Source organism: Paraburkholderia madseniana (assembly GCF_009690905.1).
Lineage (GTDB): Bacteria > Pseudomonadota > Gammaproteobacteria > Burkholderiales > Burkholderiaceae > Paraburkholderia > Paraburkholderia madseniana.
In genome coordinates this window covers 1-19,019 of sequence record NZ_VOSW01000143.1, presented here as the reverse complement: position 1 = coordinate 19,019, position 19,019 = coordinate 1, and the positions used below count along the sequence as shown (strand labels likewise).

General features: G+C 61.4%; 16 protein-coding genes and 1 rRNA gene. 7 read left to right on the top strand and 10 right to left on the bottom strand.

What is annotated here, in order from left to right; translation table 11 throughout:
* The coding region (locus FSO04_RS41280; protein WP_154567142.1) for a sigma-70 family RNA polymerase sigma factor at nt 1–314 on the bottom strand (314 nt) is incomplete at its 3' end.
* A gap of 47 nt (nt 315–361) precedes the next feature.
* Entirely contained in the window at nt 362–682 is a 321-nt protein-coding gene (locus tag FSO04_RS41275) for a YXWGXW repeat-containing protein (protein ID WP_154567141.1), read from the bottom strand.
* A gap of 369 nt (nt 683–1,051) precedes the next feature.
* On the opposite strand from FSO04_RS41275, the gene FSO04_RS41270 reads away from it, so the two are divergent.
* The 4 genes from FSO04_RS41270 to FSO04_RS41250 all read left to right on the top strand — a co-directional run bounded on the left by FSO04_RS41270 (nt 1,052) and on the right by FSO04_RS41250 (nt 5,807).
* Nucleotides 1,052–2,842: a phospholipase C gene (locus FSO04_RS41270; RefSeq protein ID WP_154567140.1), complete on the top strand. Its 1,791-nt coding sequence runs from the start codon at nt 1,052–1,054 to the stop codon at nt 2,840–2,842.
* Nucleotides 2,843–3,042: 200 nt separating this feature from the next.
* A complete protein-coding gene (locus FSO04_RS41265; protein WP_154567139.1) occupies nt 3,043–4,494 on the top strand; it encodes a cytochrome-c peroxidase in 1,452 nt (483 codons plus the stop codon).
* 84 nt (nt 4,495–4,578) lie between these two features.
* Nucleotides 4,579–5,271 (top strand): HAD family hydrolase, encoded by a 693-nt coding sequence (locus FSO04_RS41260; protein ID WP_154567138.1) that lies wholly within the window; start codon nt 4,579–4,581, stop codon nt 5,269–5,271.
* Nucleotides 5,272–5,558: 287 nt separating this feature from the next.
* A complete protein-coding gene (locus tag FSO04_RS41250) occupies nt 5,559–5,807 on the top strand; it encodes a hypothetical protein (protein WP_154567137.1) in 249 nt (82 codons plus the stop codon).
* A 174-nt stretch (nt 5,808–5,981) separates the two neighbouring features.
* Here the strand turns inward: FSO04_RS41250 and cysS are convergent, their stop codons facing one another.
* The 7 genes from cysS to FSO04_RS46675 form a co-directional block, all read right to left on the bottom strand.
* Nucleotides 5,982–7,367 (bottom strand): cysteine--tRNA ligase, encoded by a 1,386-nt coding sequence (gene cysS / locus FSO04_RS41245; RefSeq protein ID WP_154567136.1) that lies wholly within the window; start codon nt 7,365–7,367, stop codon nt 5,982–5,984.
* 317 nt (nt 7,368–7,684) lie between these two features.
* On the bottom strand, nt 7,685–8,041 hold the full coding sequence (gene cyoD, locus FSO04_RS41240) for a cytochrome o ubiquinol oxidase subunit IV (protein ID WP_093644557.1): 357 nt from the start codon (nt 8,039–8,041) through the stop codon (nt 7,685–7,687).
* Nucleotides 8,042–8,647, bottom strand: a complete 606-nt coding sequence (gene cyoC, locus FSO04_RS41235; protein ID WP_154567135.1) for a cytochrome o ubiquinol oxidase subunit III — start codon at nt 8,645–8,647, stop codon at nt 8,042–8,044.
* Nucleotides 8,647–10,635, bottom strand: coding sequence for a cytochrome o ubiquinol oxidase subunit I (gene cyoB, locus FSO04_RS41230; protein WP_154567134.1), 1,989 nt, complete (start codon nt 10,633–10,635; stop codon nt 8,647–8,649). The genes cyoC and cyoB overlap by 1 nt, the downstream gene beginning before the upstream one ends.
* 3 nt (nt 10,636–10,638) lie before the next feature.
* Complete coding sequence (gene cyoA / locus FSO04_RS41225; RefSeq protein WP_154567144.1) at nt 10,639–11,538, bottom strand: ubiquinol oxidase subunit II; 900 nt, start codon at nt 11,536–11,538, stop codon at nt 10,639–10,641.
* Nucleotides 11,539–11,912: 374 nt separating this feature from the next.
* The gene (locus FSO04_RS41220; protein ID WP_093644582.1) at nt 11,913–13,466 is read right to left on the bottom strand and encodes an NADH-quinone oxidoreductase subunit M; all 1,554 of its coding nucleotides are present in this window, start codon (nt 13,464–13,466) and stop codon (nt 11,913–11,915) included.
* Nucleotides 13,352–13,909, bottom strand: a complete 558-nt coding sequence (locus FSO04_RS46675; protein ID WP_199203103.1) for a hypothetical protein — start codon at nt 13,907–13,909, stop codon at nt 13,352–13,354. Before FSO04_RS46675 ends, FSO04_RS41220 begins: the two co-directional genes overlap by 115 nt.
* 240 nt (nt 13,910–14,149) lie before the next feature.
* On the opposite strand from FSO04_RS46675, the gene FSO04_RS41215 reads away from it, so the two are divergent.
* The 3 genes from FSO04_RS41215 (at nt 14,150) to FSO04_RS41205 (ending at nt 18,772) form a co-directional block, all read left to right on the top strand.
* A complete protein-coding gene (locus FSO04_RS41215) occupies nt 14,150–14,899 on the top strand; it encodes an ABC transporter ATP-binding protein (protein WP_154567133.1) in 750 nt (249 codons plus the stop codon).
* Nucleotides 14,886–17,459: an FtsX-like permease family protein gene (locus FSO04_RS41210; RefSeq protein ID WP_372342762.1), complete on the top strand. Its 2,574-nt coding sequence runs from the start codon at nt 14,886–14,888 to the stop codon at nt 17,457–17,459. The genes FSO04_RS41215 and FSO04_RS41210 overlap by 14 nt, the downstream gene beginning before the upstream one ends.
* 227 nt (nt 17,460–17,686) lie before the next feature.
* Nucleotides 17,687–18,772 carry a lipocalin-like domain-containing protein gene (locus tag FSO04_RS41205; protein WP_154567132.1) on the top strand — a complete coding sequence of 362 codons (1,086 nt, stop codon included), beginning with the start codon at nt 17,687–17,689 and terminating at the stop codon, nt 18,770–18,772.
* Between the two features lie 125 nt (nt 18,773–18,897).
* Here FSO04_RS41205 and rrf read toward each other — a convergent pair.
* A 5S ribosomal RNA gene (gene rrf / locus FSO04_RS41200) occupies nt 18,898–19,010 on the bottom strand.
* Between the last annotated feature and the right edge of the window lie 9 nt (nt 19,011–19,019).

The following is a 19,019-nucleotide window of genomic DNA, read 5'->3' as shown; positions in this document are numbered from 1 at the left end:
GGGTCGATCCCGTCGGGCATGTCGTCTGGCGGGACTTCGCGGCGGCCGCGCAGACGGTCATAGCAAAGATTGAGCGCGACACGATGGACCCACGTATCGACCTTCGCCTCGCCTTCCCGCCAGCGCGAAGCCTGTTTCCAGATCCGCACGAAGACCTCCTGCGCCACGTCTTCCGCTTCCATGCGGTCCCCCAGCATGCGCGTGGCGAGTGCGAGCAGACGCGGCAGCTTGCGCGCGACGAGCGAGCGGACGGCGGCCGGGTCTTGCCGGGCCACCCCCTCGAGCAATTCCGCATCGGGATCCCGTTCGCTCAAGGCATGCGACTCCACAGCGCGCGTAAGAGCACCACGGTGCTCAACGTTCAGGCCCAATGGCCTTCGACCCAGCGCCAGTTAGGTCCGCGCTGCACCCAATGCCCCGGCACCCAGCGATAGCCGACGCGCACCGGCTGCCAGTGGCCCGGCACCCACACATAACGGCCGTGGTCCCAACGCCAGCGGCCCTGATCCCAGACGTAGCCGGCACGCGGCGCCGGCATCACTTCGACGCGCGGCGGCGGCGGCGCCATCGGCGCGACGATCACCGCCTGCGCGAAAGACGGCGCAGCCGTCAGTGCGGCAGCGCACGTAATCGCTGCAGCGAGCACGGAAGTCAGAAGGCGGACCGGTTTGGTCGATGTCATGTTGGTTTCTCCCATAAGAACTGAAGCCAGAAGCGGCTGCGTTTCTTCTTGAACGCAGTAGCCCGAAAAATCCGTCGCTTTGATTGTCATTGAAAGAATCGCGCGCAAGCATGCGAATCGTGGAGGCCAGAACAGCCTTTACACCTCGGCCCCGCGCAAGCGGAACGACAGCAAGCGTTATTGAAATGAATGGCAGCCGATAGGTGACGTAATGTTCGCGCCCTCAAATCTTAATCAGCGGGTGTTTCAATGCGCCCAGTTTCTAGCGGTAAGACACCTTAGCTGTATTTCTAACAATATCCCCAGCGAACATCCACACGTGCATTACTGGAAACGCTGAACGGCGAAGTCGAATCTGGAGCCAGTCACATGTTCCGTAGAACCCTCTTACCCATCCCGTTTGCCGCGATGCTTGCGCTCGCAGCTTGCGGCAACAATAGCGTGAACTCGACGGCGTCCGCGCCGGCGGCTGCATCGACGCCGGTAGTCTCGGTGTCGGCGCAGGATGCCGTCACGACGGCCACGCCGATCAAACACGTGGTGGTGATCTTCGGCGAGAACGTCTCGTTCGACCACTACTTCGCAACCTACCCGCAAGCCAACAACCCGGTCGGCGAGCCGCAATTCAGTGCGGCCGCAGGCACGCCGTCGGTCAACAACCTCAGCACCAACAACCTGATCGCAGCGAACCCGAACGCGCTGTCGACCTCACCGAACACGGCAGGCCGCACGGTCGGCGCGGTGACGATCGCGGGTCTCGGCCTGCCGGCCGCCGACCTGCTGCCGTTCCGTCTCGATCGTTCGCAAGCCAATACGTCGAGCCAGAACCACGCGTATGCCGCGGAACAGCTCGCGTATAACAACGGCGCGATGGACTCGTTCCCGCTGTTCACGGCGTCGGGTTCGACCATTGCCGGCAGCACCGGCGCGTTCGCCACGAAGGGCCAGGTGCTCGGTTACTTCGACGGCAACACGGTCACGGCAATGTGGAACTACGCGCAGAACTTCGCGATGAACCAGAACGCGTACACGGACACGTACGGTCCGTCGACGCCTGGCGCACTCGAAGTCATCTCGGGCCAGAATAACGGTGTCGTGGTGACGGGCGGAACCTCGGCCAACGCGATTCCTGACTCGGCCGGCGGCTTCACGATGGTCGGCGACCTGGACCCGACCGGTGACGTCTGCACGATCGCGGCAGGCAGCGCGGTGACGGGTGCGATGACATCGAAGAACATCGGCGACCTGCTCAACGCGAAGGGCCTGACGTGGGGCGGCTTCATGGGCGGCTTCAATCTGACGACCACCAATGCCAACGGCACGACCGGTTGCGCACGCTCGACGTTCTCGCAAGTGCTGAACGCGACCAAGGTCGACTACGTGCAACATCACGCGTGGTTCCAGTACTACGCCAGCACGGCCAACCTCAAGCACACACGTCCGACTTCGACGGCACTGATCGGCGCGACCGATCCGCTCGACAACACGGCAACGCCGGTTCACCACCAGTACGACACCGACGACTTCTTCGCCGCGGTGAAGGCGGGCAACTATCCGTCGGTGAGCTTCCTGAAGGCGCCGGCAGTCGGCGACGGTCACCCGGGCAACTCGGACCCGATCGACGAACAGGCTTTCGTCACGAAGGTGATCAACTTCCTGCAGCAACAGCCTGACTGGAAGAACACCGCCGTGATCATCGCCTACGACGATTCGGACGGTTGGTACGATCACCGCTACATGGCACCGACGAGCTCGTCGTTCGATTCGACCACGGCGCAATCCGCGGGCGGCGCAACGATCGCCGGCACCGACAACCTGAGCGGCACGGGCCAGTGCACGGCAACAGGCGCGGTTCAACCGCAGGGTGTGAATGGCGGTGCGGTGAACGGCCGTTGCGGCCCGGGTACGCGCACGCCGTTTATCGTGGTGTCGCCGTGGGCGAAGGTCAACTTCGTCGACGATACGCCGATCACCCAGGCGTCCGTGGTCAAGTTCATCGAGGACAACTGGCTCGGCGGTCAACGCCTTGGCAACGGTTCGTTCGATGCCACGGCGGGCAGCATCATGAACATGTTCAACTTCTCGGGCTCGGGCAACAATCCGACGGTGTATCTGGACGAGAACCTGGGTACGAAACTGTCGGCGCCGCCGGCTAGCTGACCCGCAAACGTGCGGACTGCCCTTCCGGTGCACCTGCCGTCAAGTCATGTACGAGCGCTGCTCGTGCATGACGACACCAAGCGCCGCGCGAAGAAGAGCACGAAACACATCAAGCTGTAGTTGGGCGTCGAGCCAGTGCAAACGTGCTGGCTCGATTTGCTTTTTGATCGCACCCGATCGAGTTACTTGTCACTACCGCCATGAATCATCCTTCAGACGCCCTGCTGCCCCCGCATTTGCCTGCCGGCGGTGAGCCGGGTCCCGTCATTACCCGTCGCGCCTGGCTCAGGCTGCTTGCGTGGAGCGCCGCCGGCATCGTGCTCGCGCTCGTCGTGGTTTGCGCGTACGCGCTCGTCTACCCGGAACGGATGCCGCCCGCAGTTGGCTCGATCGTCGAGGAAATCACCGGCGCGAATCCTCATCCGATTCATTTGATGCGTCCGCAAGACGCGCCGCTGAGCGCGGTTGCGCTGCTCGGCAAACAGATTTTCTTCGACCAGACGTTGTCGGCATCGGGTATGCAATCGTGTGCGTCATGCCACTCGCCACAGCATTCATATGCGCCGGATAACGCGTTCCCGGTCCAACTCGGCGGCGCGCACATGGATCAGGCCGGCTACCGGCCGCCGCCGTCGCTGACGTATCTGTACCGCCAGGCTCCGTTCAGCATCGGGCCGGATCAGGGCGATACCGACGTGCCCGTCGATATGACCCAACTGGCGACACAGGCCGCCGGCGTGCAGCGCGCACAGAAGACGGCGCTTGCCGCGCCCGCCGCCCCGGCGATGGTGCCGCAAGGCGGACTGTTCTGGGACGGCCGCGCCGATACGCTGCAAATCCAGGCGATCGGTCCGCTGATGAATCCAGTGGAGATGGCCAACGCGACGCAAGAGGATGTCGCGCGCAAGCTGCTGCAAACCAGATATCTGGAACAGTTCAAACAGATCTTCGGGCCGGGCGTCGTCAATAATCCGAGCCTGCTGATCTCGGAAGCCATGTTCGCGGTGGGACGGTATCAGACCGAGGATCAGTCGTTCCATGCCTTTACCAGCAAGTACGATTACTGGCTCGAAGGTAAAGCGCGGCTGACCCATGCTGAATTGCACGGCTTGCAGTTGTTCAACGATAAGGACAAGGCTAATTGTGCGGGCTGCCATTTGAGTCAGCCTAGCAAGGATGGCTTGCCGCCCGTGTTTACCGACACTCAGTACGAGGCGCTTGGCGTGCCGCGGAATCCGGCCATTCCAGCGAACAAGGATCCGAAGTTCTTCGATATGGGCGTGTGCGGGCCATTCCGCGACGACATGACGAAGGAGACGCAGTACTGCGGGATGTTCCTGACGCCGACCCTGCGCAATGCTGCCGAGCGCAAGGTGTTCTTCCACAACGGCGTGTATCACGACCTCAAGCAAGTCATGGACTTCTACAACTTGCGCAACACGGCGCCTGAGAAGATCTATCCGCGCGATGCTTCGGGCAAGGTACAGAAGTACAACGATCTGCCGGCCCAGTATCACGCCAATGTCGACGTTGCCGATGCGCCGTTCGATCGCAAGTTCGGGGATCAGCCGGCCATGACGGATCAGGATATTCAGGACATCATCGCGTTTATGAAAACGCTGAGTGACGGGTACAAGGCTGCAGGGTCCTGATTCCCACCAGGGCCGTTGCGCAGCGTCGCGCGAGCCGGTGAGGTATCCTTGCCGGTTCCGCGACCTCTATCCATACCCTGCCCGATGGCCGATTTCCCTTTCGACGCCGTACTCTTCGACTGCGACGGCGTGCTCGTCGACTCCGAACCCATCACCAACCGCGTGCTGACCGAGATGCTCGGCGAGTTAGGCTGGCAATTGAGCGTTGAAGAGGCGATGCAAATTTTTGTCGGCAAGGCCGTCAGGGATGAAGCCGCACTCATCGAAGCGCGCACCGGCTTCGCGATTACGACGGATTGGCTCATGCAATTTCGTGCGCGCCGCAATGAGGCGCTCGATCGCGAGCTGGTGGCGATCGATGGCGCGGCGTCGGCAGTGCGCGCGCTTTACGCGTCGCTCAACGGACGCATTGCTGTCGCGTCCGGCGCCGATCGCATCAAAGTGGAATTGCAACTGGTGAAGGCCGGCATTCTCGACTGCTTTGAAGGGCGCATCTCCAGCGGTCACGAAACACCGCGCAACAAGCCGTATCCCGATGTCTATCTCGCCGCGGCCGCCAGCCTGGGCGTAGCACCGCAACGTTGCGCAGTAGTTGACGATACCGTCACGGGCGTGACTGCAGGCGTGGCCGCCGGTGCCACCGTGTTCGGCTATTGTCCGAAAGAACTGAGCCACAGCAGCGCCACGGCCTTGCATGGCGCGGGCGCGGTTCACGTCTTTCGGGACATGGCCGACTTGCCCGCGCTGCTCGCCGGATGGCGCGGTGTGCAGGGTTGAGGGCGCGCGCCCTTACTCGACGACGTTACTCGAAGGCGGGATCGATCGGCACGCGATATCCGACCGCGAGACGGTCGGTCTCGTTCGCCATACCGACCGTAGCTGTTGGTAGTGCGCCAACATCGTAGCGTCACGAGTCGGTGTATCTCAACCATCTTGCGCTCGCGAGACCGGCGGATGTGGGCGGCATGCGGCGTTGCGGTGGATGGCATGGTGTGTGCAATGGGAACCAATGAGCGCGGCGCTACCCGGGCTCACTGCCAATCCAACCTTGCCGGAGATCCACCATGAAAGCGCTAGTCCTCAAAGACCTGCCCTGCGTCGACGAACTCGATCGCTCGGCTTCGCAATCCGTCCGCGGCGGCATCGCCTGCCTCACGCGAGAAGCGCCGCCGGCTTGCCCCGGCGGAATGATGCCACCTGTCGTCGTTCGGCGTGGCTGGGAGTGTCCGCCGATCCATTGGGGTTGTGGGCCTGTCCATTTTCCATACGGCAAGCCGCCTTGCCACTCTGAGCCGGTGGTGGTGCCGCTTTAGGCCACGCAAGAAACCGCATGAAGATAGACGGGCCAGCATGGCGGCCCGTCTACTTTCATCGCCCCGCTTTGCACGCACAGATCGACGTTCAATTCTGGCGATGCGCCGTCGGCTATGCGGGCACGGCAGCCGCCCGGCCTGAAAAAGCCTGAGTGCCGCCACGCCGGGATATCGTTACTTCGCTGTCTCGCGCGGACGCAGCACCTGCCCACCCGGACCGTCTTCCACTATCCAGCCCTCGGCTCCTAATCGCTCACGCAGTCGATCAGCCTCATTCCAGTCCCTAGCCGCGCGGGCCTTTTCACGCTCATCGAAGAGAAGCGCGATATCGGCGGGAATATCAGGCACTTCTTCCTTCCAGTCGGCAAGCCGAAGTCCGAGCACGGCGTCGAATCGATCGACCGTCGCACGGCGCGTCGCCGCCGGGAGATCGCTTCTCACCACATCCCACAGAACAGCAAGCGCGCGCGGCAGATTCAGATCCTGATCGACCTCAGCCTTGAAACGTTCGACGCTATTTGCATCGGGCGTGCCTCCTTCCGGCCATTGCACATAAGCTCGACGCAAACGGTCCAACGCGGATTGCGCGGCATCGAGCGCGTCGAGATTGAAGCGCAGCGTGCTCCGGTAATGCGCGCCGAGGCATAAGTAGCGATAGGCGAGCGGATCGATGCCTCGATCGATCAACGTCTGCAAACGCACGAAGTCGCCTCCCGATTTCGACATCTTGCCGGCGTCCAGCGTGAGGAAATGGCCGTGCATCCAGAAGTTCGCGAGGCGGGTTCCATGCCGTGCCTGAGTCTGCGCGATTTCATTGCTGTGATGCACGGCGATGTGATCCTCTCCGCCGCAATGAATATCGAACCATGGGCCCAGGTATTTTGCCGACATCGCCGAGCATTCGATATGCCAGCCGGGAAAGCCCCTGCCCCACGGGCTCTCCCACTCCATTTGCCGCATGGTGTCCGGCGGACTGAATTTCCACAGCGCGAAATCCGTCGCGTGCTGTTTCTCTCCCAGCGCAACACGCTTGCCGGCCTGCAGGCCAGCGACATCGAGACGTGCGAGAAAGCCGTAATCGTCCTGTTTGCTCGTGTCGAAGTAGACGCCGTCGACCGTGCGGTACGTATAGCCTTTGCGTTCGAGTTCGGCAATGAAGTCGATCTGCTCGGCGATGTGATCAGTCGCGCGGCACCACAGGGCAGGTTCGAGCAGGTTCAACGCGCGCCAGTCGTTCATGAAGGCTTCGGTATATCGCTCGGCGATCGCCCACGCCGATTCGCCGGTCCGCCTGCTGCCCTTCTCCATTTTGTCTTCGCCTTCGTCGGCATCGGAAACCAGATGACCGACGTCGGTGATATTGACGACGTGCCGCACGGCGTAGCCGTTCAATGTCAGCACGCGTCGCAGCACGTCTTCGAACACGTAGGTTCGAAGGTTGCCGATATGCGCGTGGTCGTACACGGTCGGGCCGCAGCAATACAGGCCCACATGGTCCGCTTGAATCGGCGTGAAAGCGCGTAAGGCGCGCGACCAGGTGTCGTACAGGACGAGTGGCATGTGAATTCCTGTGGTGTTGAGCGTGTAAGAAACAAAAAAACCACCGGTCTTGTGACGGGTGGCCTCAGGGACGCGGACGTGGTCAGATCGACTCGCTAGACGCACGCTCCCCTTGGCAGGCTGCAACAGCATGCGTGCAAAGAATGCGAACGGGAATGGATAGAAGCGATCATGGAAACGATGCTAACGTGTGTTTCGAGGCCGGTCAATCCTGAATCGCGGCGCGGTGTCCGAATCGTGCGCCTTCGGAATGCATGAAGAAGCCCCGCAAGGTTTTCACCTTGCGGGGCTTCTTCTCGACCTACGGCGTTTTCCGCCTAGCGGGACATCATGTGCATGCTGACGTTATGCATGATCCACAATGACCCGACGATCAGAATCACGGCCGTGAGCACCGTAAAGCCGAACGCCATGACGTTCCAGCGCTGTGCCGACGACGCGTTCATGTGCAGGAAGAAAATCAGATGCACGACGATCTGCACGAACGCGAGGCCTGCGATCGCAAGCAGAGCGTTCTCGCCGGTCAACGTCCCGTTGAGGACGAGACCGAAAGCCGCGGCAGTCAGGATGACGGAGAGAATGAAACCCACCGTATAGCTGCCGAAGCTGCCGTGACTTTCCCCCCCGTGTCCTTCGTCCGGGTGTGCCAGGTGTGAGTGATGGCTATGGTCCATTTAGATCACGCTCGCAAGATAGACAAAGGTGAAGACGCCAATCCACACGACGTCCAGAAAGTGCCAGAACAGGCTCAGGCACGTCAGGCGAATCATGTCGCGTTCGGTCAGATCGCGATGACGCATCACCTGCACGGCGAGCACCACCATCCAGATCAGGCCACACGTCACGTGCAAACCGTGCGTGCCGACCAGCGTAAAGAACGACGACAGGAACGCGCTGCGGCTCGGACCCGCACCCTCTGCGATCAGGTGCGAGAACTCGCGCATTTCCAGCACGAGGAACGCGAGACCCAGCAGGAACGTCACGCCGAGCCAGAAGAGCAGCACGCTCTTCCTGTTCTTGTGCGCGCCCAGCATCGCGAAGCCGTACGTGATACTGCTCAGCAGCAGCATCGAGGTTTCAAGCGCGACGCCTGGGATCTCGAACAGATCCTTGCCGGTCGGGCCACCCGCGAACTGGTGGCCCATCACCGCGAATACGGCAAAGAGCGCGGCAAAGATGATGCAGTCGGTCATCAGGTACAGCCAGAAACCGAATACCGATTGCGACGGCACATGGTCCGGCGCGAGATGCGGCTGAACCGCAATAGTCTTCTGTAGCATCAGTCCACCTCTACCGCAATGTGGGCACCAGCGCCGGCGCGTTTTTCTTCAATCAACGCGACCGTGTCGGCCGGGATGTAATAGCCGTCGTTGTCCTGGAAGCTATAGACGATCACCGTGCCGATCGCGCCGACCAGGCCGACGATCGCAAGCCACCAGATGTGCCACACACCGGCGAAACCGAGCGCCAGCGAAAACAGGCCAACCAGCAGACCCGCTGACGTATTCGACGGCATATGAATGTCGCGATACACCGGCTCTTTTTGCTGCGTTTTACGCGACTTCATATCGGTGAACGCGTCCAGCTTGCGCACCGTCGGGATGAGCGCGAAGTTGTACACCGGCGGCGGCGAGCTCATCGCCCATTCCAGCGTATGACCATCCCACGGATCGCCCGAGACGTCGCGATTTTCCGGCAGATTGCGGTCGCGGATACTGACGTACAACTGCGCCAACTGGCAGGCAATACCGATGGCGATCAGCCCTGCGCCGAACGCAGCGAGGATCAGCCATGGATGCCATGCCGGATTGTCGTAATGGTTCAGACGACGCGTCATGCCCATGAAGCCGAGCACGTACAGCGGCATGAAGGCGACGTAGAAGCCGACCAGCCAGAACCAGAACGCAGCCTTGCCGAGTTTCTCGTTCAGCTTGAAACCGAACGCTTTCGGGAACCAGTAGTTGAAACCGGCCAGATAACCGAACAGCACGCCACCGATGATCACGTTGTGGAAGTGAGCGATCAGGAACAGGCTGTTGTGCAGCACGAAGTCCGCGCCCGGGATCGCCATCATCACGCCGGTCATCCCGCCGATCGTGAACGTGATCATGAAACCGATCGTCCACAGCACGGGCGTGGTGAATTCCAGGCGGCCCTTGTAGATCGTGAACAGCCAGTTGAACACCTTCACGCCGGTCGGAATCGCAATCACCATCGTCGCAATGCCGAAGAACGCGTTGACGTCAGCGCCCGAACCCATCGTGAAGAAGTGGTGCAGCCACACGAGGAACGACAGCACCATGATCGCGCAGGTCGCCCACACCATCGTCTTGTAGCCGAACAGCGGCTTCTTGGCGAAGGTGGCCACGACTTCCGAGAAAATACCGAACGCCGGCAGGATCAGGATGTACACCTCCGGGTGACCCCATGCCCAGATCAGGTTCAGGTACAGCATGGCGTTGCCGCCGCCGTCGTTCGTGAAGAAGTGCATGCCGAGGTAACGGTCCAGACCGAGCAGCGCGAGCGTCACGGTCAGGATCGGGAACGAGGCCATGATCAGCACGTTGGTGCAGAGCGCGGTCCACGTGAACACCGGCATCTTCATCCAGGTCATGCCCGGGGCGCGCATCTTCACGATCGTCGCAAAGAAGTTCACGCCGGTGAGCAAGGTGCCGATACCGGACAACTGCAAACTCCACAGGTAGTAGTCGACCCCGACACCCGGACTGAACTGCAATTCCGATAGCGGCGGATAAGCCAGCCAGCCCGTTTGTGCGAATTCACCGATCACCAGCGACACGTTGATCAGAATCGCACTGACCGCGGTCATCCAGAAGCTCAACGAGTTGATGAAGGGGAACGCGACGTCGCGCGCGCCGATCTGCAGCGGCACGATCAGGTTCATCAGGCCGATCATGAACGCCATCGCCATGAAAAAAATCATGATGACGCCGTGTGCGGTGAACACCTGGTCGTAGTGATGCGGCGGCAGATAGCCAGGGCTCATATAGCCGAGCGCCTGTTGCAGACGCATCATGATCGCGTCCGAGAAGCCGCGCAGCAGCATGATCATCGCCACGATGATGTACATGATGCCGAGCTTTTTATGGTCGACGGAGGTCAGCCATTCCGTCCACAGGTAGCGCCATTTGCCGAGATAGGTGACCGTGCCGAGCACGGCCAACCCGACGAGCGCCATGAAGATGCCTGCGCCCACGATGATTGGCTCGTGGTACGGAATCGCATCGAGCGTAAGTTTTCCGAACATGCGTTACCCCTTACCCTTAGGCGCACAGTTGGCGTCGTTCATGTTGTCGAGGACGTTACCGTTGTTGTATCGGGCAATGATGTTGTGAAAGAGCTTCGGATCGACCGACGAGAAGTAGCGCACCGGCTCCTTCTCCGTAGGCGCCGACATCGCGTGATAGCGGTCCATGTCGAGACGGTCGGACGAGGCGCGTACCTTGGTGACCCACGCGTTGAACTCGTCGGGCGACGTGGCGAGCGCGCGGAACTTCATGTCCGAGAAACCCTTGCCGCTGAAGTTCGCCGCGGTGCCTGCGTAGTTGCCGGCCTCGTCGGCGATCAGATGCAGACGCGTTTGCATACCTGCCATCGCGTAGATCTGGCCGCCGAGTTGCGGAATGAAGAAGGAGTTCATCACCGTGTCGGACGTGATGAGGAAGTTCACCGGCGTGCCGACCGGGAACGCCAGTTGGTTCACCGATGCAATGCCGAGGTCGGGATAGATGAAGAGCCACTTCCAGTCGAGTGCGACGACTTCGACGTTGATCGGCTTGACCTGCGATTCGAGCGGCTTATACGGATCGAGCTCGTGCGTGCTCTTCCACGTCAGCACGGCGAGGAACAGAATGATCAGCGTTGGAATCGTCCAGATGGCGATTTCGATGCCAGTGGAATGCACCCAGCCCGGCTTGTATTCGGCATTCCGGTTCGACGCGCGATAGCGCCATGCGAACAGCAGCGTGAGCGCGATAACCGGAACGACCACGATCAGCATGGCCCAGACCGACGTGGCAATCAGCTCACGTTCCGCCAGACCCACACTCCCCTTCGGATTCAAAATATCGAGGTTGCTGCAACCCGAGAGCAACAACACGAGGCCGGCGGAAAGGAAACCTGTCGACCCTCGCAGCGTCTTTCCTTTCATATCCATTGCCTTTCTTCCACGACTTCAACGAACGTCATTCGACCGCTCTCCCTTAGTAAGCGATCGCATAATAGGGGGTCGTCAAGGGGATATAAACACTCGTTTTCGCAACGATCTATTGCAGCGCAACACCGTGTGACATGTTGCCGCATACCTATGCGCGCGTGAGGGTTCGCAATGCGCTATTGCAAAGTACCGGCGGAATCACCGGATCACAAAAGTCCCTTTAAACAAGCACTAGAACGCAGTGTTACCTGAACGGTTACGCTGCGCCGGATGCTCGAAAAGGACGTGTGTATGGATGCGAAAAAGCGCGTTCGCGCCGGCAGCATCCTGGCGAAGGATGCTGCACTTGCAACACACGCTTGTTTCGATCAGCCCGGCGTGCGTGCCGCGACAGTAGCGGGCGCCGCAGCCTGCAGATGCTCGCCACCGTCAGCCGGAACGGAGTCCGACGGATGCAGGCTGCGTTCCGATTGCGCCAGCAGCGTGCCGACCGACGGGTCGATTGCATCGGTGAAAGGCTTCGGATTGATGCCGATGGCCAGCACCAGCAAAGCCATCGCGCCGAGCAACACGAACTCGCGCTTGCCGAGGTCCTGCAGCTTCGCGACGCGTGCATTGGCAATCGCGCCGAAAATCACGCGCTTGTACATCCACAGCGTATAGGCCGCGCTCAGAACCAACGTGGAGGCCGCGATGGCGCCGATCCAGAAATTGAAGCGGATCGCGCCCATCAACACCATGAACTCGCCGACAAAACCCGAGGTGCCCGGCAGGCCGATATTGGCCATCGAGAACAGCATCACGAACGCGGCGAAGCGCGGCATGGTGTTGGCAACGCCGCCGTATTCAGCGATCGAAGCCGTCTTCGTGCGGTCGAAGAGCATGCCCGTGCACAGCAGCATCGCGCCGGACACCACGCCGTACGACAGCATCTGCACGATCGCACCGGCCTGGCCGATGCGGTTGAAGACAAACAGGCCGAGTGTCACGAGGCCCATGTGCGCGATCGTCGAATACGCAAGTAGGCGGCGCATGTCGGTCTGCACGAGCGCCAGCAGGCTCGAATAGATCACCGCGACCAGCGACAGCGTGATCATCATCGGCGCGAAGAAATGGCTGGCCTGCGGGGCGATCGGCAACGCGAAACGCAGCAGGCCGTAGCCGCCCAGCTTGAGCATGCCGATCATCACGGCGGCGCCGGTCGGGCCGTCGAGGTGGACGTCAGGAAGCCACGTATGCAGCGGCCACATCGGCACCTTCACACCGAACGCCGCAAGGAAGCCGAGGAAGATCAGAACTTGCGGCCACGTGCCGAGGCGCGTTTCGCGCCACAGCGCGAGGTCGAAGCTGTGCGTCTGCGCATACAGATACAGCATCGACATCAGCATCATCAGCGAGCCGAGGAACGAGACGAAGAAGAACTTCACCGCGGCATACGAGCGGTTCGAATTGCCCCACGTCCCGATCAGCAGGTACAACGGAATCAGCGTCGCCTCGAACGAGATGAAGAACAGCATGCCGTCCATCGACGTGAACACGCCCTGCATGAAACCCGACAGCATCAGGAACGCGCCGAAGTATTGCGCGGTGCGCTCGGTGATCGACTCCCACGAGGCGACCACGATGATGATCGTGGTCAGCGCGGTCAACGCGACGAGCCACAGCGAAATCCCATCCACCCCCACATGCCATGCAATATCGAACGTAGGTGACCAGCGGACGTTCTCGACGAACTGCATCGACGTCACGTCGTTGCGGAAATTCGACACGAGCGGAATCACCGGCAGGAAGCCCGCTATCGCGCCGATCAACGCGAGCCATCGCGTGCGGCTACGCGCCGCGTCCGATCCGGCACGCAAAACCACGAGGCCGGCGACAATAGGGATCCAGATGAGTAGGCTAAGAAGCGGAGGCAATGGCATGTGTTCTGTTGAAAACTTGAAATACAAAACGCCGCATCAATGCCTTCGAAAACGAAAGCATTGAAATGGAAATGTAGGTTGGATTTCGCTGAAATTGACGTCGAAGCGGTGCTGCCTGCCTCACGTTTACCCGCAGTCGAATGACCAAGGTGGGAGATTACCAAGATAAGAATACTTTTGCAGCGCAACAACGCTGCAAAGCCCTTGGTAATGCGTTGTTGCCACGCCTGCTCTTGCGAAACGCCAAAAAATGTGCAGACGCACAAAGCAATTTCGTCAGGGTATACACCATGCCTTTTACATGTAGAAGAAGGCAGTTGGCGGGCGATTAGCCACTCTTGCACAACCGCTTCGACGCGACGATCGCACCGAAATAAATCATTCTGGTGCACGACGCCATCAAAGCCGATTTCGAGCCGCAGGCGAAAATTTAGCGTATCCACGAGCAGAAATTTTTTTTGATCCGGCACTCTAAAGAAGTGTCGGCGCGAGCCCGAAAAGACCCTGTCGATCTACCTGCCTTCCCATTGTCAGACAGGTATCGGGCGATGGCGGCGCTCGCCTGCGAGCCTTACAGAACCCGAATATACTTCGGCGGTTCAGGGGCCGGCGCTCGTGCGTAGCACGGTAGTTCTTCGCACGATTGGACGCCGCCCTCACCGGCCAGACTTATTGGATACCGCATGCTGCTTCGTGATGAAGGTGTCGTTCCCGCGCTCGAATGCCGTGGGCTTGGCAAGGCCTACGGCGCCGGCCGCATCGTGCTGGCGCACCTCGATTTCACGCTCGCGCCGGGTGAATTCGTCGCGATCATGGGTGACTCCGGCGTCGGCAAATCGACGCTGCTGAATCTCATTGCAGGGCTCGACAGCGCGGATAGCGGCGACGTGATCATCGACGGCAGCGCAGTCTCGCGTCTGGATGACAACGCGGCAACGCGGTTGCGCCGCCAGAAACTGGGCTTCGTGTTCCAGGCGTTTCACGTACTGCCTCATCTGACACTTGCGCAGAATGTCGCTCTGCCGCTGCTGCTAAACGAGCTGCCCACGGCCGGCGCGCTCGATATGCTCGCGGCCGTCGGCTTGAGCGGCCGTGGCGATGATTTTCCGCGGCAGTTGTCGGGCGGCGAGTTGCAACGCGTCGCCATAGCGCGGGCGCTCGTGCATCGTCCGAAACTGATTCTCGCCGACGAACCCACCGGCAACCTCGATCCCGATACCGCACACGAGGTACTCGGCTTGTTCCGCACGCAAAGCAAGGCAACCGGCGCGGCCACCATCATGGTCACGCATTCGGAGGCAGCCGCGGCAGTGGCAGACCGTATCCTGATTCTGAGCGACGGCGGTTTGCACGCATCGTCCGGACGCACCGCCTTTTCCGGCTCGCCACCCGACGCTCGATCCGCTGCGCGTTCAGCCGATGATGCACGCTGACCCACGGCCGCTGCAGCGTATGCGAGGTCATCGCATGCTCGCGCGTTGGCTGTTGGGCGCAGAGTGGCGCAGTCACCGTGGACGCGCACTGGTTGCGATCGCAACGATCGCGCTCGGCGTCGCGCTTGGCTATGCCGTTCAATTGATCAACAGCGCGGCCTTCAATGAATTCTCGGCGGCGGCGCGTAGTCTGTCGGGCGAGGCCGATCTGCAGGTGCGCGGTGCGCAACCTTTATTCGACGAATCCATCTATCCGCGTTTGTCGACTGAGTCTGGCGTGGCGCTGGCGAGTCCCGTACTCGCGCTCGATGTCACCGTGCCGGATCAGAGCGCCGCACTACCCGTGCTCGGCGTCGACGTCTTCAAGGCAAGCCGCATTGCGCCTGATCTGATTGGGGTGCCGTCAACGGATCGGCCGTTCGATACGCTCGCGGCCGATACGGTGTTTCTCTCGGCGGCGGCGCAACAATGGTTGAACGTGAAGATCGGCGATGACGTGGCACTGCAAAGCGGCACGTCGATCGTGCACTTTCGTGTGGCCGGCGGTCTCGTGAGAACGCGGCCGGGTCAGCGGCTCGCGGTGATGGATATTGCCGCCGCTCAGTGGAAATTCGGCAAGGTGGGCAAGCTGTCGCGCATCGACGTGCAACTTGAACGGGGCGTCGATCGCGAACGCTTCAAGCGTGATCTGCAAGCGCGGCTTGGCGGGCGGTGGGTGATCTCCGAGACGCGCGACGCCGAAAGCCGCACCGATCGTCTGTCGCGCGCTTATCGGATCAATATGAACGTGCTCGCGCTGGTGGCGCTTTTCACCGGCGCGTTTCTCGTGTTTTCGACGCAGGCACTGGGCGTCGTGCGGCGCCGTGCACAGTTCGCGATGTTGCGCGTGCTTGGACTGACGCGCGGCCAGTTGTTGCGCCAGATCCTGATGGAAGGCGCGCTGCTCGGCCTGCTCGGTTCGCTATCCGGACTCGCGCTCGGCTATGCGATGGCGAGCGGTGCGTTGCGCTTTTTCGGCAGCGATCTGGGCGGCGGCTATTTTCCTGGCGTGCAACCGCACGTCGGTGTCGAACCGATCGCGACCGCACTATTTCTGACGCTTGGCATCGCCGTGTCGGTATTAGGCAGTCTTGCCCCTGCATTGGAGGCGGCACGTGCGCGACCGGCAGCAGCGCTCAAAGCCGGCGCCGAGGAAGGCGCACTGGCGCGACTCGCTACGCCGTGGCCCGCGTTGACATGTCTGCTGGTTGCCGCCTTGCTCACGCAGGTGCCGCCGTTGTTCGATGCGCCTGTCGGTGGCTATCTGGCTGTCGCGCTGTTGCTGGTCGGCGGGATTGCGCTGATGCCGCGCGTGACCGCTTTGATCTTTGGCGCCGCAAGCCGTGCTCTCGGCGCGCGGCGGCAGGCCGGCGCGGCGAGCACGTTGGCATTGGCGCGTCTCGCGAATGCGCCGGGCCATGCATCGATCGCGATGGGCGGCGTGCTGTCGAGCTTCGCGCTGATCGTCGCAATGGCGATCATGGTGGCCAGCTTCCGTGTTTCTGTCGAAGACTGGTTGGGCCACCTGCTCTCGGCCGATCTGTACGTTCGCGTGGCGCCGAACGGCGACACCGGTGGCTTGCGCCCCGACGAACAGACTCTGCTGAGCACCGTGCCCGGCATCAAGACTGCGGCGTTTGCCCGCACCTCGCATCTCACGCTCGCCCCTGCACGGCCGGACATCGCCGTACTCGCCCGTGAAATCGACGCTGCCGATCCAGGTGTAAATCTGCAGATGACCGGGGCGGTACTGCCGCCTTCCGCATTCCATGAGGGCGAGACACCTGTTTGGGTATCCGAAGCAATGGTCGATCTGTACGGATATAAGCTCGGTCAACGCGTGCAGTTGCCGCTCGGCGAGCGCGGTCACGTGTTCGTTGTAGCCGGCGTATGGCGTGACTACGTGCGGCAGACAGGCGCGATTCAGATACGGCTTCCGGATTACCGGCGCCTAACCGCCGACACAGGCGCGACGGATGTGGCCGTCACCGTTCAACCGGGAACGAGCGTAGAACGCGTGATGGCCGGCCTGCGTGCGCTGCCCTTCAGTGCATCGCTGAACCTGTCGCAACCGGGCGAAATCCGCGCGCGTACGCTGGTCATTTTCGATCGAAGTTTTGCCGTCACTTATCTTCTCGAGGGGGTCGCGATTGTGATCGGCCTGTTCGGCGTCGCGGCGACGTTTTCCGCGCAGACACTCGCGCGGGCCCGTGAGTTCGGCATGCTGCGGCATGTGGGCGTGACCCGCTCGCAGGTTCTCGCGATCCTTGCGCTCGAAGGTGGGATGCTCACCGCTTGCGGCATCGCGATGGGCTTCGTTCTTGGATTCGCGATCAGTTTGATCCTGGTGTTCGTCGTCAATCCGCAGTCGTTTCATTGGAGCATGTCACTGCACGTTCCATGGACCGTACTCGGCACGGTTGCGTTGGTGATGCTGGCTTCGTCGTGTTCGACGGCGGTGATTGCGGGACGAGGCGCGGTGTCGGTGGATGCGGTGCGGGCGGTGAAGGAGGATTGGTGATGGGCAGGTTGTCGCGTGAGATGGTGCGGGAATCGATGTATGACGCGGCGTATGGAGCGACGTATGGATCGGCGTATCGAGCGATGTATCAAGTGACGTGTCGAGTGACTGCGTGCTCTTATCGAACTGGTCGCGTCCGCCTGGCGCACAGCGTTCCAGGCCGGTCATCGGCTGCGCCGCCGCGCCTGGCAAGTGCACGAAGGCTGAGCGCAGCGATTCATGCGGCGTTGCTTTGCTTGGGTTTGATCGCTACTGCATCCGCGGTCGCTGCGACACCCGAGTTCGCAGCGGTCACGCCGGACCATCCGGTCGTCTTTCCGCAGGACACCGGCGCACACGCGGCTTTTCGCACCGAATGGTGGTACGCAACAGGCTGGCTCACTACACCGGACAATCACCCCCTCGGTTTCCAGATCACATTCTTTCGCTCGGCAACCGGTCACGACGCAGCGGACCCGAGTGCGTTCGCACCGTCGCAATTGATCATTGCCCATGCCGCGTTAAGCGATCCTGCGGCTGGTCATCTGACGCACGATCAGCGCATTGCCCGCCAAGGCTTCGGGCTGGCGTACGCGAAGCCGGACAATACTGACGTCAAACTCGATGCATGGAAAATCGTCCGGGCCGGCGACGGCCACTACGACGTTACAGTGGACGCGAACGGATTCGCGCTGCACCTCGCGCTGACACCGACACAAGCTCCTTTGGTCCAGGGCAAACGCGGCTACTCGCTCAAGGGTCCACGGCCCGAACAGGCGAGCTATTACTACAGCGAGCCGCAATTGCGCGTGACTGGCAGCGTAGTTCGACCGGTCGCGGCAGGCAGCAAATCGACGGGCGAAACGGCCGTTACCGGCGCCGCGTGGCTCGATCACGAATGGTCCAGCACGCTGCTCGATGCCGACGCGGTCGGATGGGATTGGCTCGGCGCCAATCTGACGGACGGTTCAGCCTTGATGGCATTCAAGGTTCGCAGTCGCGATGGACACGCAATATGGGCACATGCCGCACTCAGAAATCGCGACGGTCAGGTGACGACGTTCGGCCGCGATCAGGTCGATTTCACTCCAGTTCGCACATGGCGCTCGCCACGCACGAACACGTCGTATCCCGTGTCGATGACGGTCAAAACCGGCGCGTTTACGTGGCGCCTCGATCCACTGATGGACGACCAGGAACTCGATTCCCGCCAATCGACCGGCGCAGTGTATTGGGAAGGTGCAGTGCGGGTGAGCCGTGACGGCGCGGACGTTGGACGTGCGTATCTGGAGTTGACGGGGTACGCGAACGCGCTGCGGATCGGGAAGGAGTGATACCGGAAGAACCGGAGCGCTTCGAGCAAAGTCTCACGGCGGCGATGTTTTCAGATGGCTGGTTTTTGCGCCGTAAACGCAGAAACCCCACCTTTGCGGGGTGGGGTTTCTGGTCTTGCTGGGGAGCCTGACGATTACCTACTTTCACACGGGAATCCGCACTATCATCGGCGTGGAGTCGTTTCACGGTCCTGTTCGGGATGGGAAGGGGTGGGACCGACTCGCTATGGTCATCAGGCATGACTTG

Excerpts from the sequence above, each read along its gene's own strand:
- cysS (WP_154567136.1), bottom strand. The coding sequence starts at position 7,367 with ATGCCACTCGTCCTGTACGACACCTGGTCGCGCGCCTTACGCGCTTTC.
- FSO04_RS41265 (WP_154567139.1), top strand. The coding sequence starts at position 3,043 with ATGAATCATCCTTCAGACGCCCTGCTGCCCCCGCATTTGCCTGCCGGC.
- cyoD (WP_093644557.1), bottom strand. The coding sequence starts at position 8,041 with ATGGACCATAGCCATCACTCACACCTGGCACACCCGGACGAAGGACAC.
- FSO04_RS41215 (WP_154567133.1), top strand. The coding sequence starts at position 14,150 with ATGCTGCTTCGTGATGAAGGTGTCGTTCCCGCGCTCGAATGCCGTGGG.
- cyoB (WP_154567134.1), bottom strand. The coding sequence starts at position 10,635 with ATGTTCGGAAAACTTACGCTCGATGCGATTCCGTACCACGAGCCAATC.
- FSO04_RS41270 (WP_154567140.1), top strand. The coding sequence starts at position 1,052 with ATGTTCCGTAGAACCCTCTTACCCATCCCGTTTGCCGCGATGCTTGCG.
- FSO04_RS41250 (WP_154567137.1), top strand. The coding sequence starts at position 5,559 with ATGAAAGCGCTAGTCCTCAAAGACCTGCCCTGCGTCGACGAACTCGAT.
- FSO04_RS41210 (WP_372342762.1), top strand. The coding sequence starts at position 14,886 with ATGATGCACGCTGACCCACGGCCGCTGCAGCGTATGCGAGGTCATCGC.
- cyoC (WP_154567135.1), bottom strand. The coding sequence starts at position 8,647 with ATGCTACAGAAGACTATTGCGGTTCAGCCGCATCTCGCGCCGGACCAT.
- FSO04_RS41275 (WP_154567141.1), bottom strand. The coding sequence starts at position 682 with ATGACATCGACCAAACCGGTCCGCCTTCTGACTTCCGTGCTCGCTGCA.
- cyoA (WP_154567144.1), bottom strand. The coding sequence starts at position 11,538 with ATGAAAGGAAAGACGCTGCGAGGGTCGACAGGTTTCCTTTCCGCCGGC.
- FSO04_RS41220 (WP_093644582.1), bottom strand. The coding sequence starts at position 13,466 with ATGCCATTGCCTCCGCTTCTTAGCCTACTCATCTGGATCCCTATTGTC.
- FSO04_RS41260 (WP_154567138.1), top strand. The coding sequence starts at position 4,579 with ATGGCCGATTTCCCTTTCGACGCCGTACTCTTCGACTGCGACGGCGTG.